Below are 24,276 nucleotides of genomic sequence, written 5' to 3' on the forward strand. Positions count from 1 at the left end.
GCAACCGTAAATTGCGGTGAGCCGAAGTCGTTACTGTACTTCAATATGAACCGTCTCTCGTCCACCTGCCTCTGATCTCTCAGTGGTGGATATGGATGCTGCAGCTCCACTAGAACCACAAAGCTCCTAGATTGCTTTTAGCATCCATGCGAAATGCCGATGTTCACATGACCATTTTCGGCGTTAGCAGATATGGGAACCACGTTCCACATCAAGTTTGGGTTACCGGCATGGCATTGGGGCAAACTGCTAAATGGCCGAGTGATCCGGGTGGAGCAATCCATCCGGCAGCACCTCCCCCCAGATGATTCGTGGGATGCGTCGCGGTCGCCAAAACATTGCCCCCAGCAAGCAATTTACCACCTGTAGCGGGAGTCCAAAAACCATGATCCCAGCCTGCATTTTGATGTACTTTCACTGCCGTAGCGACTGGATGGCAGACCGGCGGTGTCTTGGGTCCGTGACCGTTTCCAGGGCCAAAGGAGTAGAACAGACGCGCATAACTGGAGGTGCGCAAAAAAGGGATGCTACTTTTGCCCATGTCTGCTCCGTGATGTGGGACGATCAGGGCAGCAATTTTACGCAGTTTGCTATGTGCGATTAAGTTATAACCTGCGTCACCCGTCAGCACCCATGATCTTTGGTAGGTGAGATCGGTCACTATAAGAACTAGCCCGCTGCCGTTTCTCCCCTTTCCAGTAGCACGCCGCAAATTATAGTCTTGCCCATGGTCAGACCAATTGAGCGGCGATGCACTATTCCCTACAACAAGGATATTCCCGCCCGCCTTGAGGATGGCGTTAGCAAAAGCTGTGTGCGTCGTCGATATGGTCTGGCGCGGTACTACCCAGGTGCACGCCTGCAGTCTAGCGTGGCCAGAAGCACCAGCCCAGTGGTCGGTGTCCCAGTGAGAGAGAATGACAGTTGGCGAATCGCAAGTACAGAAATCGACGATCGCGGGTGCCGTCGGGGCGTTGCGCCCCGAGCCGCACCCGGTATCAAAATAGTAGAGCGGCACCCCGCAATCGCAGATTAAGGCCGAAGCTAAACCTTGGCCAATATCGAAGCAAACCAAAGCGTTAAGTTTGCACTTTGGTTTTAGTGCATCGAGCAGATCGGCCTCGCTCGCATCAGGCCAACTCTTCATATCGAACAGGATAGTAAGCGGAACTGATGGCGCGGCTGCGGGAGCGCTATGGAGAAAGGCTCGCATCGGTGGAGCGAACAAACCACCATAGACATCGACTGTAGTATCGCTTTCGATACTCGACAGTTTGAGCGAGATCCATCTTTCCTCGTCCTGAGGCATTAGTTTGAATAGTTCATTATCGCGAGAGAGCGAGATTTCGAGACGGAAAATTGGCACTTCTTCATAGCCGTCCGGACCATCTGACTCGTTGTCATCATCGCGGCCGAACCGTTTACGCCAATAGGCCGGAATGCGTCGATCAAGATCCGGATCTAATAGGTTGAACATCCCGCCTTCCTCGAAGCCTTTCCAGTCGGCATCAACGGCGTCGAACACAAAGGTTATTGCGTCTTCAGGGCTGGATGTTATTGGTTCAATATCGTCGAGGCGCGCGTAGACCCTAAGGGGTAACTCGCGCCGATATCCTTCTCGGAGGAAGAATCTATTCATGCCCTATTTCTCCATTGACCGTGAATCAATATTACGGAACTGCATTTGGAACTACTAGCACGCTTACGTCTTGGCTCGTACTTTATGTTGATATTGATCTCCTGGATTCATCGACAGCCCAAACTGCGTTTGGTGTCAATATTTCCTTCCTAGTAAGATGCTAGGTCGCCAGTAGAACGCGATAAGAAAAACCGGTTAGACGAGCGGTTTGGGATCACCTTCAACTACCAAGGTGATGGTAAATGGAGAGAATCAAATCCTAGCAGCCATGATCTAAGATCTCCTGAACCAAAGCCCAAGAAAGGCTGGCATGCCGAGGAACCCTGACCTAAAGAGGCTGCCAATCTCAGACTCGGCGTCGACTAATAGCATCTGACCTCTGCTTCCGGCCCAAAGCAGACAATCCTTCGACAATATTTTGCTTAAGAAGATTTCTTATCCCAACCCACAACGATGTCATTTTCGAGTGTGATTCTGAGGGCATATCGACCTTTTCCGGTCTGCTGATACTTCCAAATTTTGCGGGTGAAAGCCCGCATCACTTTAGAATCAACATCTAACGGCTGGCCGATTGAGTCTAGAAGTTGTTCATCTGTCTGCCCCTGCCAGAACAGGCCGTCCATGATACGGTCGACCAAATCAGCATCCCCATATTTCGTCATTAAGCGCTGCCGACGTACTTTCTTCTTATGGCTTGAATACCAGAGAGAAGCAGCGACGATTAAACCAAATATGACGATATATTCCATGATTAGCGACGGGAGGCAGAGAACCAGCTAATGTACTCGTTTCTGTTATGGAAGCTAATCCCATAAACATGGTAAATGCTGTCAGGTCACTCTTCCATTAACTGAGCATCTGCATTTAACTCGCGGATCACGAATTCCGAATCATTCATATCCCGTTTTATGGCAAAGAGTTAAACTTGCTGCAAAAATTTTCGTACCAATAAATGACAAGCACAAATATTCAAGACGAGCTGAATAAAGCAGCTAGATTGATCAACGCGATCCTGCGCCTTATGCACAAAGGCGCAATGAAACATGATCAAGCTAGGCAAGAACTGAACGCGCTAACGAAAGGCATAGCAAAAGCAGAAATTGAATATTGCGTAAGACAAGCAATCAAAGCTGTCGATATCAACGAGCAAAATTTGCGAGTGAAAGATGCCGAGCATACGACCTACACACGTTGGTAAAACATTCTAAAACCGGTCTCAGCCCCTCCTTCCGAAGGCGACTCCTCCTCGGTTAAATAAAAGATACCTCCGGTGAAGAATACTTACTTTGCGCACGAATCAGGGTTAAGGAATTAGCTTTCCGGTTTCTCTTGATGGCAGCCCCAACCTCCGGCGCACAATAGGATCATCACCTTGATACTGCTTCGCAATTTCCATCTGACTAATTTCATCTTCAGAGTATATTTTCTCCACATCGCTGCTTACTTGTAGCGCGGATGCGGATGAATTCACGCTTGAAGCCGGTAGCGGTCTTTGCGTGTTGTTCGGCGTTCCATTATGAACGGCGCTTGGCAAGAAATTATGTACTGGCTCGATCCCACCATCAGGAGCAATTCCCGATGGCATCGACTCCGTAGGCACTAGCTGTTCGGCAGCCATGTTCACATCAGGCGTTGATGTTTCAGGGGAATTTTCCTTTCCAGAAAAAACCAATATTCCTACAACAATGGCGGCTCCCAATCCCAATTTTCCGAGCAAGCCCGTTCCAGCATAGGTCACGTTGACACTCGCGCATTCAGGACATCGAGCAGACAGATCTTTGCCCTTTGGATACCAAGTGTATTTGCAGTCCAAGCACTTGTTCTGCGAGCGTTTAGTAGCCGCCATAATTCCCCTTTATTAACGATAACCGGCATTCTGATTTCGTAAAAAAATACCAATTACATACGCCCCTATTTTTTACTCGGGCTTCTCTTTTATTTGTACCCAATGGCCTCCACCATCTAGTCGTGTCGTGAGATCCGGATAAGTCTTTACCATCTCAAGTAAGCCACCGTAGCCGTTCTTTTGTGGCGAAAAGCCTGGATCTGTTCTGCGCATGTATTGACCCAAAGCGCCTAAGCCGACCCATCCCTCCTCGCTCTCCGCTGCCATGAGCGATACAGCTGCGATCAATGCTTTAGGCTTTTTCTTGGACTTCTTCTCAACGCCGACTTTGGCATTCTCTACTTCAGGCTTTTGGTATTCAAAAAACTGATCGCTAGCATTACGTAAAGCGTCTGGTGTTTTTTCTTCTCCCACGATACATACGGTCGCGCCACGTTCACGCAACTTGCGACACAGGTATGCAAAATCTGAATCGCTGGTAACGAGACAATAGGTATCGGCACGGTGATCAAATAAATCTTCGAGCGCATCCAATGCAAGCGCGATATCTGACGTGTTTTTACCTGCGGCGTACTGATATTGAAGGCATGGGGTGAATGCGAGACGTACTAAAGCCTCTTGCCACTTGTTTGCAAGGGTAGCGTGATTGCCATAGCCACGACGCACAACGACTCTCCCGAATTGGGCAACGACACGCAACGCATATTCAAGAATTTCCGGGGATGTATTGTCGCAATCCACCAAAACGGCCACGCGATCATTCTGCTTCGTATTCTCGACCATATCAAAACCTAAAAGAAAATCGAACAATACAGAGGTGATTCATGGTGCGACATCCCATAAACATGGGATAACAGAATTTATTTCGCATGCAAGAATGCACGATTAAAATCGTAGCGAAAGCGAAACAACCCCTCAGATGATTCTTTCATCATTAGAAGCCGGCTTGTGATTAATAACGTAAGTCGTTCCAGTATGATGTGCCTGTCCAATTTAATAGAAAAACCAAGTGACTGAAGAATCGAATCAACCGCTTCAGGTTGATGAAAACGAATCCGGCTCCTTCGAAGGATATTTCCGCGATCCCAGCTTAGCGAACGAATCAATGCTGGCTTGGGGATTGAGCCAGCACCTAGATGTGTTGGATGCCTTACGCGGCTTATTGTCCGGCGGGCATGCTGCGGCTCGGCTGCGTGTATGGGTGTTTCTCGAGCTTACTGCCCAGCCTCAAGGACGCTTGCTGCGCGATGATCTCAATCAAATTTTCTACAGTCTTAAACCTGAAGCATTAGATGCAGTGCTGAAACGACTGCGCGAATTAACTTTGCTGGTGTGGGATAGCACCTCACAGGATTATTTTTTATCATCGCTCGCGCTACAGGTTCAAGCACTTCTTGCGCCGCTCACAAGAGCGAGCAGCGAAGATGATGAGATGGCTTCGCTTCTTGCACAAGTAGCAGGTGCGCAAGCTCTGGGTTTGTCAGATGCCAGCCAGATTCGCCATCTGCATGCGCAATTAGCTCGCTTATACGATGAATTCGCCGACGCTATCGCTAGTGGTTCCGAAGCTAGATTGCGTGAAGCGCAACCGCGCTTTGAACGCGCCTTGAAACTGGTTGGGCGTGCCGGCGAAGCGCTTACGGCATTAATTCGTAGTGAGCATGGCGATGCGCGCTTAGAGCGTGAAGCTAGAGCATTGGGTAATGGGCAAGCACGTTTGCTGTCCATGGCCAGCCAGTTCACACGCGCACTGCAACAGGCTGACCGTCAGAGGGTAACGCTAGGCAGTACGGGCGTGACGAGTTCAGACGTTCGACAATGGCTGCAGTCTTATTCTTCTTTGCCAACGTTATTGGGCGACTCACTTTCTATTGGCGTTCAGCCGATCTTCGTGAGCGGCCATGAATTGGTGGACGTGGCCGAGGGAGAATTTGAGCGCGATAGACCAAACCCAAGACGCTCTGAAGGACTGCCGCCTCCGTCACAAGCTGCGGCTGGAGAGGTTGAAGTCCTCAGCATGCCAGTTGAGTTAGACGAATTAATAGCGCAGCTAACTCGTTTAGGTGCGCTGCCTGAAGGCGAGACTGCGAATTCTTTGCCATTGCAAGAGGTGGTGCTTGGCGGTCGCTTTTCTCAGGCTGCTTATCGCATGCAATTATTGCCTTTGCTGGGCGATCATCAATCGCGAACCTTAAAAGGTCAGACCGGTGATTTGGCACGCTTGCCTTGGCAAGCTAGTTTTCTTCCAGCTGTTGAACGGGTTGACGACCCTAGTGTTTTTGCCCTGAGTCTCGGCGCACTACATCCTGATATTTCAAGAGAATCCAATGAATGAAGTAATTGACGATGCCGCATTGTTGGCAGCCGAGTTATTGGCACGCCGATGGTTACCTCGCAAACATCCCCGTGTACGTCGCGCTCTGATTGAAGCCGACATGTGGCAGGCCGTACAGGAGCGTTTGGCACAAGTAGGTCTGCGGTTAGTAGATAACATCTACGCAGACCATATCTGCGTTGCTCTTTTACGCAATGCTGAAACGGCCGTGTTTGGCGAGGCAGGACTCGATGCCAACAACAATCTTGAACTGCCACGCGATGCGGTTTCGTTATTGGTCGTGTTGTGGTCACTGATCGTGCTTCCTAAGCGCGAACGGCAATCCATTCGCGCCACAACGGCTAATGGCGATATACAGGACGAGATGTTCAGCAGTGACAAACCCATGCCAAGTGCTGCGGCGGTCAGTCCCGTTGCTTCGTACAAGGCGTTACTGGCCGATTTCGGTACGCAATTAGGCAAGAAAATGCGCATGGATGGCAATCTCAAACGACTTGAAGCAAACGGTTTCATTCTTCGCCGCGGCGACGACATTGTCGAAGGACCGCTGTTAGATCTTTTACTCGACTACGATACTTTAGCTCCGCGCATCCTCGACGGTGCGCTGGGAGATGTGTTGACGCGAGTAAGAAGCCAAGAGGCAGAAGTGCCCCAAGTACAAGATGAAGAAAGAGGCGCTTGATGTTTCACCTGCAATCAATTGAACTGCTCCACTGGGATTATTGCGAGCGTCTGACATTACCGCTAGACGGCGCCATCATCACGGTGGCCGGACCCAACGGTTCGGGCAAGACCACGTTGCTCGACGCCATGCGCACACTTCTCGGACTGGATTGTTCTGGGGGCCGCAGCTATAAAACCTACGCGCGCCACGCCAACTCCGACACGACCTGGCTACGCGCCACTGTTGACAACCGTCCCCACTCTCGACAAACGTCGACACGCCCTTTTGCACGCAATCTTTTATACGGTGATCAAGTCACCTTGGCTTGTCGCATTGAACGTAATGGAGGCGACTGGCAACGGCGCTACACGATGAGTGACGGCGATGTCTCGATTGAGACCTTGGCAGCTACCCCCGATAAAGAATGGCTGGGCGTGGAACATTGGCGCAAACGTCTTGAAGGTGCGGGGCTTTCGCGTGCGATTGCTCGGGTGCTAGCGCTAGAGCAGGGTCAAACCGACAGGCTGTGCGAATTCTCACCCAAGGAATTGCTACGTTTAGTATTTGAGGTGTTCGGAGATCAGGAAGTCTTGGACCGCTATGAAGAGGCACGCCGTCATCAGAGAGAATTGACAGCAGAGGTGGAGGCCGCAGAGCGTGAACTCACTCACTGCGAGGCCCAACTGTCCGCACTGGACGCACGCGTTAACCTCTATCGCCAATATCAAATAAAGTTGGGCGAGCGAGAATTGCTTGCGACCGAAGTAATTCCCGTCCTGAATTGGCACGAGGAGCGGCAGGCTACCGCCACTCGCCTGCGCGAACTACATCGACAACGCCTGCACGCCAGTTCGCAGCGGCAACAACGTGCCGAGGACAATACGCGACTGCTTCGCTTGTTCGAAGAGAGTCAGGCTGCCTCCAACAAAGTACGCGAGTTGGACACTGCCAGAACCCGCGCGCAGGCAGCCCAAACCCAGGCACGAGATGCCGAACGTCCAATTGAAGAACTTGTCCGTCACGCCGATGAATTGTTGTCCTTGGCAGCAGTCGAGGGCGACGCGGCGCAGCTCTCAGCGCTTGTCCAGGAGTTAGAGAAGAAAAAAGCAGATCTGTCTGACCAGTGGCGCAATTTAGAAAGTCAGCGAAAAGATGCGCAACTCGCTTGGGATCTCTTACAAGGACAGCGCCACGCACCGCCACCGAACGATGTCCAAAAATTTGAGCGCATGCTCCACCAAGAAAAAATTGGCCACCACTTCTTGGCCAATGTCATCGAGATCACTGACGATACTTGGCGCGCAGCGGCCGAGGGTGTTTTACGGTCCTCGCGTTGGATCGTCGTATTAAACGATCCAGCCGATGAGGCACGCGCCATGGCGATTGCTGAACGTGAACGTTACAGACATTATGTTCTCACCGATGCTGTACTGGTCCCAACGTCTCCACCTGCAGATAGCCTGCTAGCGGTACTCAACTTCTCCGCCAAGATACCGTCTTGGCTGTTAAAGCAATTGGCTCAAATTCGGCGTGTCGCTGATACGGAAGAAGGTGCGAAACGAGGTGGAGAGTGGATCACTCCGCGTGCATATTTGCGCGATGGCCGCGGCGGACGTAGTGTGTGGAGCGACGCAGGCGATTATCAGTTCGGTGCCGCCGCCCTCACCTCCCGCAAAGCATCAATCGAAAAACGACTCAACGCACTGGACAAGGAACTCACTGAAGTGGCGCTGGAAGAAAATGCTGTCAAGCGCCAGCTTGCCGCTGCTGTCGATGCGACTAAAGGGCATCGTGCTGCTGAAGAATTGGCAAACCGTAGTGAAGAGTTTGAACTTGGACGCAGACAGTTGCCTGCGCTGAAACAAGCTCGCGCTGCCGCGAGTGAACGCTGGCAAAACCTGGATCACGAATATTCCAGCGCATTGGTAATTCAAACCAACTCCGCTACCAGCTACGCGGGACTGCAAAAGCAGTTACGCGAAAGCGAGGGGGAAATAGAACGTCAAGAGCGAGAGTGGCGTGGCCGTTACGAAGAACAACGTACCAAGGCTACCGCGTCATCTGCACAGAAGCGGAAGTTTCCTTCAAGATGGATTACTACTTCTGCGATAGCGGCTCTCAACGTTACCTACAGTAACTCCAAACAAGCTGAACTACGTATGAAGTCGGTAGAGACCGATTTACAAAGCGGAACGTGGGAAACCGATTCCACTGTCTTAGAAAAACAAGCGCTGATGGGAGGAACGGTAAGCAAACAGCGTAGCGACCTTGACTCCCGTAAGTCAAGCAACTCTGCGGCAGCCGTGGCGGTTGACAACGCTAGAGAGCGTTATATCGACGTTCTGCGTGCCACCATCCGCCGCTATCGCAAAAATATTGTTGAGTTAGGTTTGCTGGCTGGCGTGGAAGTCAGTGCTGATTTGCCGCATCTGGACAATGACGACGACGTGCTGCGCCACGCTGAGCTCAAAGTCAGTTTCAATTTTGATGGCAAGGGCGACATTGGATTGAACGATGGCGAAGCCTCCGGTGGGCAGCAAGTCATCAAGTCCTTGATTCTGCTTGTAGGATTACTCAAGGATGAGGATGTCCCTGGCGGATTTGTGTTTATTGATGAGCCGTTTGCACATCTTGACGTGCGTAATATTCAACTGGTCGGACACTTCCTCAAATCCACAAAAGCGCAATATGTGCTGACCACGCCGATCACGCACAACGTAGAAGTATTCGAGCCCGCCGACATCACGTTGGTCACATCCAAAAAACTAAGAGATGCACGTTGGGCGCCGCCGATCGGTGTCTTGCAGCGCCGCCCAGGCGCGGCTTAAGCGGACAGGCTATGCAAGAATTGCTCCTCCTTCCAAAGGGCCGCAATGCACGCGACTTATGCTCGCGTAATGCTGTACCGCTGACGTTGCCTTTACTCGATGCCGAGCATAAAACAGCGTTGTTACGTTGGGCACGTAGCGATGCGCAAACACGTACACGTGCGGCATTGTTGAAAGAAGCGCAAACCAGCGGTATCACTATCGAGAAAGCGGAGCATCTCTGCGACAAACTGCTGGTTAACGGATGGATAACGCGGCGGGAGCAACTTACCGGTGGCAATTGGTTATGGGAGTCGGTCACATGGCGCGATTTGCTCCGACTACAAAACTTATTGGGTTTGTCCAACGCAAGTCAGCGCTTGCAGGCACGTCAGGCAAAAATTACCGAAATAGTTGAATGGTTAGACGCTAGGCGCATTACAACGACAACGTCGGTTTTAGATCCTGATTTACTCGACGAGTTGTCACGTAGTGTGACGGAGTTGGAACAAGACAAAATGTTACGTCTGGAAGTTTTGGACAGCCGGCTGTCCCTGCTGAAGGCTGTCGCCTCTTGGCACGACAACCAGCAACAAGGATCACGTCGCAATTTTGCCTTGCATGCCCGCGACACGACCAAGTCGTTGAGCGCTGCGGAATGGCATTGGCTGGAATCGACATTCGATCTAGAACGACTAGGCATTGCCCGTTTTGCTCAAGTCGCTTGGTTAGCTGGAGACATTGAACTGATCTGGGGCAAGCATAAGGTTGACCTAGCCCCGCTGCATTGTTTGGGTTTGCCTTTGGATGATTTACAAAAGCTCGACACCGTAAGCTCACTTGAGCGATGGTGGCTCATTGAGAATCGTGCCAGTTTTGAGAAGCAGGCGGGACAGATCAAAAAGGGAGTCGTACTCATCTGGATGCCAGGTCGCCCTTCTCATGCTTGGATGCTCGCAATGTCCAACTTGCTACGCTTGGCCCCTGCTACTGCATGGATCAGCGCCGACGCAGATCCAGCTGGTGTCGATATCGCTTGTGGTGTCGGGCAGCTTTGGGAAAAACAGGGTTCTACTTGGGAGCCACACCTGATGGGTGTCGAGCAGTGGGAAGCGACTCTTCAACGTTGGCCATTGAATGATCATGACCGGCGCTTACTTAGCTTCCTGCTCGCAAAGGAAAATCTTGAGCCGACCTTGCGTGCTTTGTGTGAGGCGATGATGCGAGAAGGACGTAAGGCGGAACAGGAGGCGTGGCTTTAGTCGTTAGAACCTTCAATAATCCAAGTCTGTGTTGATTTTCTCGCAGAATTGAATCTGTACTGATTCACCTTCCAGCAGCCCGATCCACGCCCTTCAAATCCCAATGTGTACAAGTCGTGCCAGATCAATCACTCCAATTTCCAATTCACTTTGGCAAGTAGGATTGTGCTCTAAACATGGGGGCAGTTTTCGATGAAATCAACACTGCAATATCAGGGGCATGCATGGCAATTAAGATGTCTGAAATTACTAGCTAACGTGACAGCGCGCTAGGTTTAGCTAGATTACCTTGGATAACAAGTACGCAGATTGCTACCCCGCTGTCGGCGTGCACACGAAGATCAAGCAAACTGTCAAGTGAACGAGATGACGTATTTTTTTCACTGAAGTCAAGGACACATAAAATCGCTGTACGCTTTCCCTTTGCTACAGCGTAACTTGCCGTTTGAGCAAAGTACCTCTCGCATTCGTCCACCGTAGTAATCAAGCTACTCAGCGCTTTGAGCTCAATCGGAATTCCGTGCAAGGAGAGGTCTGTAATACCACCACCTCCATAAGCATGCTCATCAAGCTGGGAACCGATCAAAGCATTGCGTCGCAATTCTGATCTAACATGAGTCTGAAAATCCGCTTCATTCCATTTCCCAGAGAATTCAGCGTCCTGTACTGCCCTGCCGGCTAGATTGCATAATGGTGCCAGCAAAAGAAGAGTATCTGTCGTCTCTTCCTGCGCGACGCCACCTCTGCGTCGAAGGGCATCACGGATTTCAAATAGTCTCCGATCCAAGACTGGATACCCACACACCTGGAACTTCGAAACATCCGTCCCTTCGATCAATAATGTACGGTGGCCGACAATCGCCACCGGCTGCTCCCCTCTCTCTGGCAAAAACTCAGCCATGTACTTGAATTCAAATGGTCTGGCATGCATACCTTGGGGCAGAAGAACGATGGCACGTCCGCGCTGGTGCATGGTGTACGGAGCATCACCGCTAGGTCTGGTAAAACTGAATGTTGGAAAGTCGTAGGTGCTCTTTGGCTCGACCGATATTGGAGTCAAGCGCAATTCCTCCTGTTCAGTAGGCCAGCGGGAGACACGAACTTCAATCTCTAAATCATGCACTTCACCAGGGGCAAGATGTTGTAGTTCAATCGTCGGTCGGCCGTCAATCTGAAACTTCAAAAACGCTACGGTCAGCTCAACTGGTTCCTCTTTTGGCCGTTCAGGTCCATGAACTTCTGGGATCCATGATGGCCGCCCCTCTACTTCGAAAATTCCCAATGGGAGCGGAACCTTCACTACCGACTGCGCAATCGATGCAACTTCCGAAATGGATGAAATACTAGGAATGAGATTTGCTGCAGCAATCAATCCCTCCACTGCCGGCTTGCTCTGGTATTCAGTCAACCAAAGTGTGTGGCGCTCACGCGCACTCCGAAGGAACCTCTCGGCATCTGGAAGTGCTTCCAGAACAGCCGCACGCCACTGCACCAAGGCGTCGATAATACGAGCCAATCCGGCAAGCGCTGCAAAGGAGTTGGCAGCAGCAGTACTGGAAAAGCATAGGGAGAGGGAATCCAGATCGATAGCGATTTTCTTTAGATCGTGGGACGAAGGCTCTTCTCTGGAGATCGCCCACAGGGCTTCAACTATCTCACGGCGTCTGGGAAATGAATCTGAAAGGGTCTGTTTTCTCATTCTGTTTATGAATTTCGTTAATTTCTGCTAATGCAGCGTCCCAGCTCTTTCCAATGGAAAGAGCTTCCTCAATCTTCCCTTGGTCAATCAAGAGTTCAAACTCGGTCTGACAATGTTGTTGTATGGCCAGAAGCCAGCGTACTCGCATGCGGATATTGTCTGGGATGGCATTCAGTTGGGATTGAGCGATGTAAAGTGCTGCATCCCACTCGCCATCACGTGTGAGCACTTCTAGAAAGGTCCCAATCACCATTGGGTCCAATGGATCACCTGCTACAGTCTTTTTGATCGATGAAATATGTTGCCCAACAGTGTTAATCGGAATGCCACGTACTAAATCCAGTACCCGCTCCATCTCATAATCGCTGTCGCAATGTTCAAATAAACCAAGCACAAGCTCCGCGTATCCTTCTACTTCTACAAGACGATTTAATAACCATCGATGTCCTTGTCTCACGAGCAAATCAGGTTTGACTTTATGCAAGATCGCGATAAATACCTTACCTGCTTCCGTCTTGAATTGATCGTTATCTCGCTCCGCCGAAGTATATGCATCCATACACGTGAGCAAAAACTCTTGATCTTTATCGCCGCGATAGACAATTACCAACCGACCTAACGCAAGAGAAACTTGTTCATGAAATTCGTCAGGAAGTCTCACCTGTCTAAGCGCGCGAACAGCAGACTTATGTACGATCACATAGGGATCTGAAAGCATCAGCAGGAAAGCCTCTCCGACCATATTAGGCAACTCTGCGAGACGGCGTGATCCTATTTCCCCGATCGCCGTGGCGGCAGCTGCTCTGCCCAAGTTCGATTCACCAACCATAGTGGTATACAAGAAAGGAAGCACCGCGCTCAGCCCTATTCCCGTCTCCATTAAAGGAGGAAGCTCTTCGACGATTGCGGCCTTGAACCCTTCGCTCAGCGCATTCGACCTAGCAAGAAAATCTGTAAAAACAGCTAAACCACTTGAATCCATAGCCGCCCCATGAATCGCCCAACGGGCAAACGAAGCACGAAGGGAACGAAATTGCGATTGGCGAGTTTCTTGGTCTATTTCATCTAATAGATCTGGAGAAGTGACAAGTGGCGAGCGTTTCTTAGAAGCCTCCAATCTGGAATCCGCCAGTGCAGCCGCACCCAGTAACATGTCCATCTGCTCACGGGCTAGTGCTGCAAGACGACCCGGATCACCACGCAACGCCTCCAATATGCCTCGGACTACGCCTTCATTATTAGAAACTCCAGCCAAGGTTACAAATCTTCGTAGCGCTACTCGATAAACATCTAGTGATGCGATTTCCCGATCATTCCCGTAGCTTCCACTCGCCTCACGAATGATCTTCTCGTAGACACCACTCAATCGCGCCTCTCCATCTTTTGACGCTCCTTCGAAGTAGCGCATAAGCTCGATATCCGTGCTATTCGGATCGGATGTAAAGGCACAGATCAATGCCTGGGTCAGATCATGAACGACATAGCGGAGCTCGGATTCACTTTCTACGTCAATCAAGACATCGGCTCTAGCAAGTCTAGTGGTGAGCGACCGACACAAGCTCACTGGCAAATTCGGATACTCAGACGCAAGTGCAACAACAGCACTTGCACCTATTCTTACGCGGAAAGGATGTCGCTCAGAAAGCAGGTTTTCAATGCCTAAGGCGGTCTGCTCGGGATAATGTTTGAAAATCTGATGAAGCGGAATGGGATTCTCCGACCTGGGATCGTCGAAATGAGAAGACGAGCGAGGGGGACACGCCACAAGCGCCAAGCCTCGTACTGCGTTGCGTACGTCTTCCATCTTCACATGTGATACCTGATTTGCGGCGACTTCCGCGGCAAGATCAAGAACTCTGCCTTCCGATAGACACCGCATTGCACAACCCGCTAGCCGCACTGGATCCAAAGGAGATATTCCCAAAACTACAAGACCCACTTCGTCGAACCAGTGTTCACCATTTTCTAAAAGAGAGAATAAATGCTCGGTCACCGCCACTGTTAGCAGTTCAGGGGCCAAACGCACACTCTCGATCAGTCTCTGAGCGCTCGCATCGTCACGCACCGTATCTAAAGTCTGCAGATCGTCCACAAACGTCGCAACTGCGACCGAGGATGTTGAGCGGAGTACCGCCCTCGCAGAACATCGGGAATCAAAAGCGAGTTGGTGCTGTCGTTGCAATTCCTCCTCGCGAACTCGAGCGCGCTCGGCATCAGCATCCCGTTGTGCAATAAACTTTGAAATGTTGGGCAGCCGGATAGGCTGCCGCTTTTCGCATCCGACGCAATTGCTGTCATGAAAATGAATCGCTGCCTGTTCGAGGAGCCATGTAGCCATCCCACCATTGTGGGCATGATCGCATGCCATAAAGTGATGCCCGATGGGTAAACCAGTTTCGATCTCGATAAGGCCAGTACCACCGAACTTCTCCACACGGGCATGTCCACACCAGTTATGGATTAGCTGCTTAGCTTCCTGATTACGCTGCCCTGCTTGAATCGTGTTATGGATGTCAAGTTCCGAACTCAATTACACCTCCCCTGCTTGAAAAAGCCTTGGCATTCTTGAGCGATGACAAAAAATTTCTGGGCCGCCGTCTCCACCACGTCGCTAGATGCTGCGTCGTTTTTCCAAAGCACCTCTTGTATAACAGCCATACATGATTTAAACAGATCTATATCGGGGAATTCCCTAAGCAGCACGATTTTAATAAATTTGAGGCATTCGAACGAAATAAATCACGCAGACTTTCCCTATGTTTTTTGGCATCAATCAACTCGTAATCAACTGGGTTCGAAACACATAGCTTTGCAATGATCCTGTTCACGGGAATACTTTCGTATACATGTATGGCTGCGGTTGCGCTCTGAAATTGAGCCTTCGTTAAACCATTAAGATCAACGGCGTAGATTACTGGCTGGCTCGAACGAATAACATCGATTTTTCCTTTTATGCCCATTAGACTCTGCGTCTCACCCGAGGAGAGCCGTGCAACCTCCGCCCCAAGAATCTGAGTGACAGTGTCATAGACATATCCGCCCCCCTGCCCACCCAATGATTTGGGACTTGAATAACTTAGCGCTAGTTCAGAAATCGGAGAGAAGCTGATTGATTCCAACTGCTTGAATCCCGCTACGCTCTCCCAATTCACACCCGTTTTCCGAGCCAAATCGATCACAAGATCCAAATCTGCCATCGGCAATGGCTTACTTATCGAAAAGCCATCGGACTCAATTTGAACGGAATAACAAGAAGCCGTCCCATGATAACCAATGCAATCCATTTTTTCGATGTGGTCAGGAAACACACGTCCACTGCCAACCGTTGAGGTATCAATGTCAAATATCTTCAAAATATTCCTATTTGAAATTTCAGGTGAAGGATTGGAGGCGCCCAATTTCATCTTTCATTCGCAATGTCATCTGGATTTTTCTTTTCAGATTTTCCAGTCCGAGCAAAATATTTTCTCAACACCCAGCCTTGTCGCATCTCCTGATGGATCCAATCGAAATACTCAACCTGGATCCACTTGCCTCGCTCATCAATCAGAGTAACTACTTGATTGGAAAAAACTTCCGCCAATATCTTAGACCCATTTTGCGGAGTCTCGCGAATTGACGCGGCTCTCGACTTCACGACGTAAACCACCTCGCCTCGCTCTTGAGGTTGCTGAGCGCTTAACGCGTGCTCTAAAATTTTTTCTAACGCCCGCATGCGCTCGTCATGTTTGGCAAAGCCGTCGCGAATCTCACCCGCAATTTCTTTGCTGCTTTCAGCGGACTCGCTCTGCTGCCAAAGAAAAATCAGCACCGTTAAGATAATTTGAATAATGCTTAAAACATTAGGAGCAGAAAGCAGCGAGGCAGAAGGTGGAAATGCCTTGCTAGACATATTTGTGTCAGCGGAGCTCTCCGAAACAAAGCTATCGTAATCAATGCCAAATTCTTGAAGCTGTTTCTGCACCCCGCCCTCGCCCCACATTTGACCAATCGCCGCTGCAGTGGCATGGTCAATAACCGGCAACTCAAAGTGTTTTGACCATGCCAACGAAGATGCCATTGCTGACGCAGCCTTCGCATAATCGGTATTCAGACGCAGAATCTTATCAAGGCCCGCAAAGGGCTTAGCGATCGCCCCGATCCTCTCTAGGAATTCTTTATTTCGTTTAAATGATGCCCTAATCAAACCCAACGAAGAGCCTGCGGCAATACCTGCCGCGCGCATGCTGGCGTTTTGCTCTTCCATGGTTCTTAACAACCCTAACGGCAAAGTTGGATTGTAAAAAGAATTCATTTTCTCGATCGACTTGTTCATCTCTGTCAAGAACCTGAGTTCATGCACTGGACTCATGACCTTCGACATCTTAGCGAAATCAACTCCAGCAAAATTAAGCCCTCTGACTGCACGCAACTGATCCGAATGCATGGAAAGTTGATTTGCCAACTTAATTGAGGGTGCCAAGGCGTCAAGAAGCTGGGCATGTCCGCTCATTTGGCTGTGTAGTTGTTTCAACGCGGAACCCGCTTCAAACCCAAAGAAAGAATTAAAATTCTGCCGCACGCTAGCCTCTTAAAAATGAATGTTATTTTTGTTTAAAATTTGCTTAAGAAATAGGCCATTCCCACGATGATCGGTAAATAACGCGATTGTCAAATTCGCTCCATCTAACGGCTTCCCACATGTTCACACCATTCGCCAGCTTGGACGCGTCATTCAATCGGTCATACACTTCTTTGGTAATGTATTTGGAATAGGCATCAGAAAGCGCGGATAATTTGGCTGCATAGTTAGCTGCTCGACCAACCCACACAAGATCATTACTGCCACGAATGCCTGTCCGAGCTACAAAAAGGTCGCTGGTATCAATCCCAACAACGTGTTTGAGTTTGAAATCGGTATTGGGGTATTGATTTTTTAATGCAGGCTGGACAACGTTTCTAGTGGCCCAGTGAAGCTGCATGGCGGTCTGAGCCGCGGCGCTGTTCTTATTGCTCTCAATATAGACAGCCATAATACGATCACCGTCATAAGCGGTAATGACGCCCCCGTTTGATCGGATAATCTTTGCGGCGCAGTGCAAGAACGTCTTGTAGACCTCGGCGGCGAACGCCGCAGGATAAGAATCAACCAGCACTGTGGAATCCGCCAAATCTGCATAGAGCACTGTCGCATTGATCTTGATCGCGTCGTTGCCCAACCCAAGCGCCTCGTCCACAGGAACAACCTTGCCATCACGCGTGGCCCACTGCGACTTAAAAATTTTATTAACTTCGCTATTAAGGTCGTCTTTTAAGCTCATGAATCTGCCTTAGTTGTTTGCGCCTAGCGCAAGAATATGTTTGCGCAGAGCATTAGACGCGGGCGCCATTAATGCCGAGGTATCTGATCCCTTTTCATAGCGATACGGGACGGTTGTCACTCCCGCGAGGTCGCTTGGAAGCTTCACTTTCTCGCCGCGCGGCTCCATGAGAATCGCTCGTTGCCGTCCAAGCCTTCCCATGAAAAGCCCAAGCTCAAAAATTACGTTGTCGCGCGCAGACGGCCAGTCCTCTCCTCTGCAAGTTGTTGTGTCATCTGGATGAGCAATTGCGATCGCAAAATCAGATTGATCAACCTCGTCCTCCAAACTTTGAAGGGTGTAATTCGCAATTCGGAATACGCCATCAGTCCAAACCACCGTCGTGAACGGATCATGCTCAAAGGCGCTTTGTATCTCGCGAGCGATTGGCAACGCTTCCGCAGAAGAAATAATGAACACCCTGATTTTGTCTCGAAAGCCATTGACGAGAGCATTGCGCTGGGTCAATCGCTTGGCCAGTTCTTTCGCCAAATAGCGCCATACTTGGGGGAAACGCGAAGCGATGTCCGATAGATCCGTTTCGCTAAGTTTGGCGACCACTGAATCCTCTGCGGCGATCACGGTGGCCGAACGACGCAACGTGGGTTCAACAGCCGCCATTTCACCGACCGTGTCGGTCGGGCCTCGTCGCTGAACCAACTTTCCATTCACCATGATATTAAACAGGCCAGTAAGAACGAAGTAGACGTCATTGTCAGCGTCTCCTTGTTCAATCAAGGTGGACCCGCTTGCGACAGTCATCAATTCAGCGCGTTGACTGAGTTCCTCCGCTAACGCAGCGTTCGCGGCCACAATTTTTTGAGACGAGAACGCCTCGATGCGAAGACGCATTCCTTTTTCACCGCTCAATCGTTCAAGCATGTTTATCTCTTTTCATTTTTTAAACACTGCGCCTAGCAGCAACGCCAAAGCTTCATCTGATTCACGTTTTGATTTATCAGCCAGTTCCGTTTTCTGCTTCTCTTTTGACCAACTCTCAATGCTTGAATCAACGATGTTCCCTTCATAGTGAATGATCGGGTCCCACACCAAATTCAGCCCGTCTCTGACCGGCTGCAGTAGGCTCTTGTTGTGATCGTTTAAGTTCTGATACGCGATCTGGGAAATTTGGAGTGGAAGACGCTCGCCGCGATTTCCTTGATGGCACAACTTAGCTGCTTCGTTAACCACATTGCCCATCCAGACCACATCGTTAATGCCGGAGCCTTTGTAGCCCGCCTTAATCATTAGCGCGCGACCGTAAGACAAACCAATCCCGCAGCGCAGATCGCTATACCCGCGTTGAGAAAGTCGCCAATTCAGTTGGCTGATCACGCTGTTGAGGCGCGCCGCTGTTGCGAAAGCTGAGTCAATGTTCTCCTTGAATGGCGCGTGGAAAACACCTCCGACGCAATCGCCTTGTATAAAAATCTCGCCGCAATTTTCGTCCTGATTCATCACTGCGACGCACTCTGACAGATACGCCCTGTAAATCTTGCCCAGCACCGGGTTAGTGTGTTTTTCAACCAATTTGGAGCTGCCCCGAATATCCACGAACAACGCGGCGCAATGCACGTAAAAGCCATTGTCATAGGTCAGCCTCTCCGCGTTGGGAATCGATTCGCTTTCGCCAAAGGATTGATCCGTCGCGCTCAGAATTTCGCGCATCCGATCGTCGCTGTCGTCAATTGAATAAGGTTGGTGGGTCGGTTTCATAAGTTTGAAAGCGCGTTGATTTTAATGAAACGCCAGGGCCATCGCTGACCCTGGCGTCTCTCGGTCGCTAAAAAAAGCGGAATCGCCTATTTTGCATCATCCCTTCGGTGGAAAGCCATCTTTGCCATGGCTGTCCTTCGATTGAATTTGCCCCGTCTTGCCGTGCACTAGCAATTCGGTTCCCTGATTGCGAGAAATTTCCCGCGCTTTGTCCACCGCCGGCTGCTTAGTCGTGAAAGTGGCCGTAGCGCGTTCAGCCCCCGCGCCCTTGACCGCCCAGCCGTCCTTATATGGAACGACATGCTGATTACGTTTCTCGCTCATCAAATTTCCTTTACAAGACCGAACAAAAGCGTTCACTTATATATACTGCAAAGATAAAAAAACCGGACACATAGGCCAAAATGTCCGGTTATTAGCGGTTGTCCGTATATAAAAATAAGGCCCCACAGGGAGGAGCACTTTGAGCATTGAATGCGCCGCGGCGCCTATAGCTATACGAATTGAGGAGGCGCTCTCGCGCCTAACAGACGCCGATTTATTCCGTCTGTATCGACGCGCCGCCATCCGATTGCGCGGAACTGGATTAGCCGACCCTCAGGAGCTTTTTAACGAAGCCGTACTAAGAGTGCTCGAAGGCGACCGCAAATGGCCTAGCCATGTGAAATTCGAGGCTTTCATTTTAATGACCATGCGAAGCATCGCGGACGGGTATCGAAATCTCATCAGGCAAGATTTGGAGCACTTGGCGAATGACTCCGCCAGCGTCAATGATGAACAAGAGTCTGATTTGATGGATGGCTTTGGGGATTCCGATCTGGCCGTTGACAATGTTTTAATTGACGAAGAGGCCCGAAGAAGAATGGCGGCGGATTTGGAATTGATAGAAAACCATTTTAAAAATGATGAAGCGGTGACGCTAGTGATAATGGCGATTGAAGACAAGATTCCACCGCGCGAGCTGGAAGCGGATTACGGCTTGACGATAACCAAGTATGAATCGGCGAGAAAGAAGCTTCGGCGCGGCGCTGACAGCCTGTTCCCAGGACGGAGGAAAGCATGAGCAAGTTAGCCAAAAACGATCCGAGAGCAAAGTACGAAGCTCTTGAACGGCAATTTGATAAGGAGCTTGACGCGTTATCGGACGCTAATCTCCTAAAAGAGGCCAACGAGGATGGATTAAACGCTGCGGAAATCGCAAACGAAATGCGCTCAAACGCGATACGGCTTATCGCTGAATCAAAACGCAAGCTTCTTATCCAAACTCGGGAGCGGATGGAAACGGCTCGGCAGATCTCAGTCAAAAAGGACATTTCTCGTCCAACTCTTGATGTAATGAAAGACAAGCTCCAAAGGCTGTTTGCTCAAAAGCCTAATTTGGCCGTGGCGTTTAGGCAGGGGAAGAGCCAATCCGACTCCGATTGGGCAGGCCTTTGGGACGATCTAGTGGAGATGGGCGAGATCAAAGAAGACGATGACGATCGTTGACGCTTCAAAGCTCTCCCCAGCGGAGCGCATTCTCTGGAGCTACGGCATCGACAATCCCGCGGACATCGATTTGCAAGTCATCGCGTTCGGATTGGGGGCGACCGTCCACCACAAGCCACTGGATGGCTGCGAAGCTCGGCTTGTCGGCATTGGCGAAAAGGCCATCATCACGGTCAACTCAAGAAGCATTCCAACGCGCCAACGCTTTTCCGTGGCCCACGAGCTGGGACACTGGCAACTGGACAAGGGACGCGGCGGTTTCTTGTGCGCCAAAGACGACATTAGCCCTCAAAACGATGCCGCAAAAGACGGCGAAGCGCTGGCGAACAATTTTGCGAGCCAACTTATTCTGCCTGACTACTTATTTGTTCCTATTGCGGCGGGCAAACAGATCTCAATAGACGCTGCGGAAAAAATCGCTAGCGTGTTCAAAGCTAGCTTGACGGCTACATCCATCAAGATGGTTCGCAAAGCGACCATCCCAGCCTGGATTGTTTGCCATAGGCAGCGCGGCCTGGCTTGGTTTTTTAAGAGCACGAGCGTTCCCGATGACTTGTATTTGAACAAGGATCTTCATCACGACACTGAAGCGTTCGGCCTGTTATGGGGAGCAGAAGACGCGAGGACACGATATAAATTAGAGGAAGCATCTCGATGGTTCAATAGCCGAGACGCTTCTCGCTATCAAGTGCGCTCGCAGTCGATGAAAATCCAAGACGGCATGGTAATCAGCCTGCTGTCGCTCTCAAAATGAGCCCCGATGTGAAAAGAGACGGGTATGGATTTAAATAATCGAGAAATTTCGATGTTGGTTTGGCTGAGCATTGCGTTGATGGCGTGCTTACTCTCCAAAAATATTCGTCCTAGCGTTTACGGAGTCGTAAAAGCGCTTTGCCAAACGACTGTGTTGATGTCCCTAATCTTGGCAGCGCTTTGGATTTTCCTTTCCGCTAGCCTTCTTCATTTCATGTCTCTATGGCAATTAGACAATCTTAAAACAACGCTTCTCTGGTCTGTGACGTTTGCGTTTATGTCGATGTTTAAAGTGATTAACGCCGGCGATAGCAAAGCGTTCTTTACAGACACGATTAGAGAGGCGCTCCGGCTCGGCGTTGTCGTAACGTTTATCACGGAGTTATACACATTTCCGCTTTGGGTTGAGTTCTTTCTTTTGCCGCTTTTATTCACGATTGGTGGCATGTATGTGGTGGCGCAATTCAATCCTGAGCATGCGCCGGCCGAAAAATTCTGTTACACGTTGCTGGCACTGATAGGATCCGCGCTGGTCGCAAACGGTTTTTATCAAGCAGCTCAGGACATGAGGTCCTTTTTTTCCCTCGAAAACATGCGGGATTTTATTGTCCCCATTCTGCTGACATTTCTCTACCTTCCCTTTGCTTACTGCGTAAGCATCTATGCCTCATACGACGCTAGTCTTCGGCGCTTAAACAATTGGATCAAAGACAACGCGTTGCGTCGCTTCGCGAAAAGGCGGGCCGTGTTGGCTTTTGGAGTCGACGTCGATTTTTTAAATCGATGGACCCAAGAGAGAGGAGCTTTCCCTCCATTAGAAAGCAAGAAAGATGTTTTGGACTCTCTATCGGAAATGAAACGTCGGAAACAACGAGAGCGACGACCTCCGGTTATCGAGCCATCGGCGGGTTGGAGTCCTTACGCGGCGATGACATATCTTGCTGACCAAGAGCTTTCAATGAATAGCTATGGCCCGAAGTCATGGGGTGATTGGCAAGCGAGCTCAGGGCTGCATGCGATCAATAAAGAACCGCTCATACCGGACAACATCTCGTATGTTATCGAAGGCAACGAGAGCGTGGTCACAAAGCTGTCAGTGACTCTTTTTATAAATTCTTTAGACGCTCCTCTTCGATCCGAGGACGTGTTTGCAAACGCTTGCCGAACCATTTTGAGTAAAGCGAACAGACCTGATCTGTCGCAAATCGCAAACCGGATCCTCGACGTGGGCAATGACGATGAAATTTTGAGCCATGGGCATCGCGTCTCTCTAAGAAAAGAAATGTTCAGTGGCGGTTTCAGCAGGTATCAGAAAACTTTCAAGATAGAGAAAATGTAATTTCTCTTCATCCATTTGTCCTTCCAATAAATCGTGAGCGCTTACGTCGTTGAATTTAAAAAAGATAATTGATTCTTCATTGTTGAGATGCAAATGCCTGTTTAATTCAATTCGAATATATAAATTTTCATTCACATATCACTTCTATGAGCTACAGGCAGTCTTTCTCTGTAGTGCGTTCATTCAACACAATGAAGGAATTTCATGGAAACCACCCAGCTCTACCCGCACGACCCCGAGGAGCCAATAGAGGCTTTTCCACCCTACTCCGCATTTGAAGCCTGTCCAAAGTGTGGATCACATCAAATCGAGATCAGGAATTTTGCTACCAAGGCCGGTTGTGCAATCGGCGCAATTGCTGGCATCGGTATCACTATCGCTAGCAGTGCAAGAGGAGCACGCGTTGGTGCATCGATCGGATTGATTGGCGGCCCAGTTGGCTCGGCCCTAGGCGGTATCGCTGGTGCTGTACTTGATGCATTAGCAAATGCTGCTGCAGGCTGTGCCACTGGCATTACCGTTGGAAAAATCATCGACAACACTCTACTGCTCAACAATAAATGTCATCACTGCGGACATACCTTCAACGCCCACTAAATCTGCTGTCACAAGTTAAGCGTCATTTACGAACGGCTTAACAAGCTCCTTTTCTTCTTTTTTTCACACCCGCCCATGCCATCCAGCCGACCTCTGTCGATTGCGATGGCATGGGCTTTTTTATGCTGGGAACACAATGTCACACGAAATTGAAACGATGGCTTATGCAGGACAAACCCCGTGGCATGGTTTAGGTAATGTACTCACTCCCAACCAGCCTCTTGATACTTGGGCCAATCAGTCTGGTCTGAACTTCAAGATCATGGAAACACCAGTCCGTTTTAACTCCGGTTTGTTAGGAGCCCCAGAAAAAATCCAGTTGTTCAGCGACCAAAAGGTCCTGTATCGGTCAGACACCAAAGCTGCCTTATCTGTAGTCTCGAACCGATATCAGGTCGTGCAGCCTGACGAGATCTTGGAGTTCTACAGAGATTTGACGACACGTTCTGGGTTTGAATTGGAAACTGCCGGCGTCATGAAAGGTGGACGCAAACTATGGGCGTTGGCCAAGACCGGCCAATCTTTTTCAATCAAAGACAAAGATCGTATTAATGGGTATCTGCTGCTGGCTACAGCCTGTGATGGCAGCCTTGCGACAACAGCGCAGTTCACTAGTGTGAGAGTCGTCTGTAACAATACTTTAGCGATTGCTCTATCTGGTGGCAATGAATCGCCCCGAGTTTCTTAGACACTCGCAAGCCTCTCGAAGTACTGCTTTTCATAGTTGACGGGCGAAAGCCGGTCAGCATGATTATGACGTCGTTTGACGTTGTAGAACATCTCGATGTAATC

At 50.0% G+C, this 24,276-nt stretch carries 23 protein-coding genes and 1 pseudogene; 11 read left to right on the plus strand and 13 right to left on the minus strand.

What is annotated here, in order from left to right:
- Nucleotides 1–211: 211 nt before the first annotated feature.
- Both ACFQO0_RS15720 and ACFQO0_RS15725 read right to left on the minus strand, forming a co-directional pair.
- Nucleotides 212–1,639, minus strand: coding sequence for a ComEC/Rec2 family competence protein (locus ACFQO0_RS15720; protein WP_012078869.1), 1,428 nt, complete (start codon nucleotides 1,637–1,639; stop codon nucleotides 212–214).
- A 422-nt stretch (nucleotides 1,640–2,061) separates the two neighbouring features.
- Nucleotides 2,062–2,388, minus strand: coding sequence for a hypothetical protein (locus ACFQO0_RS15725; protein ID WP_041296407.1), 327 nt, complete (start codon nucleotides 2,386–2,388; stop codon nucleotides 2,062–2,064).
- A gap of 203 nt (nucleotides 2,389–2,591) precedes the next feature.
- Between ACFQO0_RS15725 and ACFQO0_RS15730 the strand changes: the two genes are divergently transcribed.
- Nucleotides 2,592–2,837 (plus strand): hypothetical protein, encoded by a 246-nt coding sequence (locus ACFQO0_RS15730; protein WP_041296406.1) that lies wholly within the window; start codon nucleotides 2,592–2,594, stop codon nucleotides 2,835–2,837.
- A 105-nt stretch (nucleotides 2,838–2,942) separates the two neighbouring features.
- Here ACFQO0_RS15730 and ACFQO0_RS15735 read toward each other — a convergent pair whose 3' ends face one another.
- Nucleotides 2,943–3,485, minus strand: coding sequence for a hypothetical protein (locus ACFQO0_RS15735; protein ID WP_012078868.1), 543 nt, complete (start codon nucleotides 3,483–3,485; stop codon nucleotides 2,943–2,945).
- Nucleotides 3,486–3,557: 72 nt separating this feature from the next.
- Nucleotides 3,558–4,268 (minus strand): NYN domain-containing protein, encoded by a 711-nt coding sequence (locus ACFQO0_RS15740; protein ID WP_012078867.1) that lies wholly within the window; start codon nucleotides 4,266–4,268, stop codon nucleotides 3,558–3,560.
- 322 nt (nucleotides 4,269–4,590) lie between these two features.
- Here ACFQO0_RS15740 and ACFQO0_RS15745 point away from each other — a divergent pair, with 322 nt between their 5' ends.
- The 4 genes from ACFQO0_RS15745 to ACFQO0_RS15760 are packed head-to-tail and all read left to right on the plus strand — an operon-like array spanning nucleotide 4,591 to nucleotide 10,553.
- On the plus strand, nucleotides 4,591–5,820 hold the full coding sequence (locus ACFQO0_RS15745; RefSeq protein WP_012078866.1) for a hypothetical protein: 1,230 nt from the start codon (nucleotides 4,591–4,593) through the stop codon (nucleotides 5,818–5,820).
- Nucleotides 5,813–6,502, plus strand: coding sequence for a hypothetical protein (locus ACFQO0_RS15750; RefSeq protein WP_382236475.1), 690 nt, complete (start codon nucleotides 5,813–5,815; stop codon nucleotides 6,500–6,502). The genes ACFQO0_RS15745 and ACFQO0_RS15750 overlap by 8 nt, the downstream gene beginning before the upstream one ends.
- A complete protein-coding gene (locus ACFQO0_RS15755; RefSeq protein WP_382236478.1) occupies nucleotides 6,502–9,312 on the plus strand; it encodes an ATP-binding protein in 2,811 nt (936 codons plus the stop codon). Before ACFQO0_RS15750 ends, ACFQO0_RS15755 begins: the two co-directional genes overlap by 1 nt.
- A gap of 11 nt (nucleotides 9,313–9,323) precedes the next feature.
- The gene (locus ACFQO0_RS15760) at nucleotides 9,324–10,553 is read left to right on the plus strand and encodes a DUF2399 domain-containing protein (RefSeq protein ID WP_049831498.1); all 1,230 of its coding nucleotides are present in this window, start codon (nucleotides 9,324–9,326) and stop codon (nucleotides 10,551–10,553) included.
- Between the two features lie 253 nt (nucleotides 10,554–10,806).
- On the opposite strand, the gene ACFQO0_RS15765 is transcribed toward ACFQO0_RS15760, so the two are convergent.
- The 8 genes from ACFQO0_RS15765 to ACFQO0_RS15800 all read right to left on the minus strand — a co-directional run bounded on the left by ACFQO0_RS15765 (nucleotide 10,807) and on the right by ACFQO0_RS15800 (nucleotide 19,631).
- Nucleotides 10,807–12,252 carry a hypothetical protein gene (locus ACFQO0_RS15765; RefSeq protein ID WP_012078862.1) on the minus strand — a complete coding sequence of 482 codons (1,446 nt, stop codon included), beginning with the start codon at nucleotides 12,250–12,252 and terminating at the stop codon, nucleotides 10,807–10,809.
- Complete coding sequence (locus ACFQO0_RS15770; RefSeq protein WP_049831497.1) at nucleotides 12,209–14,782, minus strand: hypothetical protein; 2,574 nt, start codon at nucleotides 14,780–14,782, stop codon at nucleotides 12,209–12,211. Before ACFQO0_RS15770 ends, ACFQO0_RS15765 begins: the two co-directional genes overlap by 44 nt.
- Nucleotides 14,783–14,927: 145 nt before the next feature.
- On the minus strand, nucleotides 14,928–15,656 hold the full coding sequence (locus ACFQO0_RS15775) for a hypothetical protein (RefSeq protein WP_012078860.1): 729 nt from the start codon (nucleotides 15,654–15,656) through the stop codon (nucleotides 14,928–14,930).
- Nucleotides 15,653–16,813, minus strand: coding sequence for an SH3 domain-containing protein (locus tag ACFQO0_RS15780; protein WP_143710535.1), 1,161 nt, complete (start codon nucleotides 16,811–16,813; stop codon nucleotides 15,653–15,655). The genes ACFQO0_RS15775 and ACFQO0_RS15780 overlap by 4 nt, the downstream gene beginning before the upstream one ends.
- Nucleotides 16,814–16,856: 43 nt before the next feature.
- Nucleotides 16,857–17,552 carry an adenylate/guanylate cyclase domain-containing protein gene (locus ACFQO0_RS15785; RefSeq protein ID WP_012078858.1) on the minus strand — a complete coding sequence of 232 codons (696 nt, stop codon included), beginning with the start codon at nucleotides 17,550–17,552 and terminating at the stop codon, nucleotides 16,857–16,859.
- A gap of 9 nt (nucleotides 17,553–17,561) precedes the next feature.
- Entirely contained in the window at nucleotides 17,562–18,473 is a 912-nt protein-coding gene (locus ACFQO0_RS15790) for a TIR domain-containing protein (protein WP_012078857.1), read from the minus strand.
- A gap of 12 nt (nucleotides 18,474–18,485) precedes the next feature.
- The gene (locus ACFQO0_RS15795) at nucleotides 18,486–19,307 is read right to left on the minus strand and encodes an adenylate/guanylate cyclase domain-containing protein (protein ID WP_012078856.1); all 822 of its coding nucleotides are present in this window, start codon (nucleotides 19,305–19,307) and stop codon (nucleotides 18,486–18,488) included.
- A gap of 96 nt (nucleotides 19,308–19,403) precedes the next feature.
- Nucleotides 19,404–19,631, minus strand: coding sequence for a DUF2188 domain-containing protein (locus tag ACFQO0_RS15800; RefSeq protein WP_012078855.1), 228 nt, complete (start codon nucleotides 19,629–19,631; stop codon nucleotides 19,404–19,406).
- A gap of 139 nt (nucleotides 19,632–19,770) precedes the next feature.
- Here ACFQO0_RS15800 and ACFQO0_RS15805 point away from each other — a divergent pair, with 139 nt between their 5' ends.
- The 6 genes and pseudogenes from ACFQO0_RS15805 to ACFQO0_RS15830 form a co-directional block, all read left to right on the plus strand.
- Nucleotides 19,771–20,370, plus strand: a complete 600-nt coding sequence (locus ACFQO0_RS15805; protein ID WP_012078854.1) for a sigma-70 family RNA polymerase sigma factor — start codon at nucleotides 19,771–19,773, stop codon at nucleotides 20,368–20,370.
- Complete coding sequence (locus ACFQO0_RS15810; RefSeq protein WP_012078853.1) at nucleotides 20,367–20,795, plus strand: hypothetical protein; 429 nt, start codon at nucleotides 20,367–20,369, stop codon at nucleotides 20,793–20,795. Before ACFQO0_RS15805 ends, ACFQO0_RS15810 begins: the two co-directional genes overlap by 4 nt.
- Complete coding sequence (locus ACFQO0_RS15815; RefSeq protein WP_012078852.1) at nucleotides 20,782–21,549, plus strand: ImmA/IrrE family metallo-endopeptidase; 768 nt, start codon at nucleotides 20,782–20,784, stop codon at nucleotides 21,547–21,549. Before ACFQO0_RS15810 ends, ACFQO0_RS15815 begins: the two co-directional genes overlap by 14 nt.
- Before the next feature lie 24 nt (nucleotides 21,550–21,573).
- Nucleotides 21,574–22,887, plus strand: coding sequence for a hypothetical protein (locus tag ACFQO0_RS15820; protein ID WP_041296404.1), 1,314 nt, complete (start codon nucleotides 21,574–21,576; stop codon nucleotides 22,885–22,887).
- Nucleotides 22,888–23,091: 204 nt separating this feature from the next.
- Entirely contained in the window at nucleotides 23,092–23,484 is a 393-nt protein-coding gene (locus tag ACFQO0_RS15825) for a hypothetical protein (RefSeq protein ID WP_012078850.1), read from the plus strand.
- Nucleotides 23,485–23,620: 136 nt separating this feature from the next.
- A pseudogene (locus tag ACFQO0_RS15830) lies at nucleotides 23,621–24,166 on the plus strand (DUF932 domain-containing protein); the annotation flags it as partial.
- A gap of 2 nt (nucleotides 24,167–24,168) precedes the next feature.
- On the opposite strand, the gene ACFQO0_RS15835 reads toward ACFQO0_RS15830, so the two are convergent.
- Nucleotides 24,169–24,276 (minus strand): IS3 family transposase (locus tag ACFQO0_RS15835; RefSeq protein WP_195874814.1); only part of this gene is annotated, 108 nt, incomplete at its 5' end.

This window comes from Herminiimonas aquatilis (assembly GCF_042665175.1).
GTDB classification, from domain to species: Bacteria; Pseudomonadota; Gammaproteobacteria; order Burkholderiales; family Burkholderiaceae_D; genus Oxalicibacterium; species Oxalicibacterium aquatilis.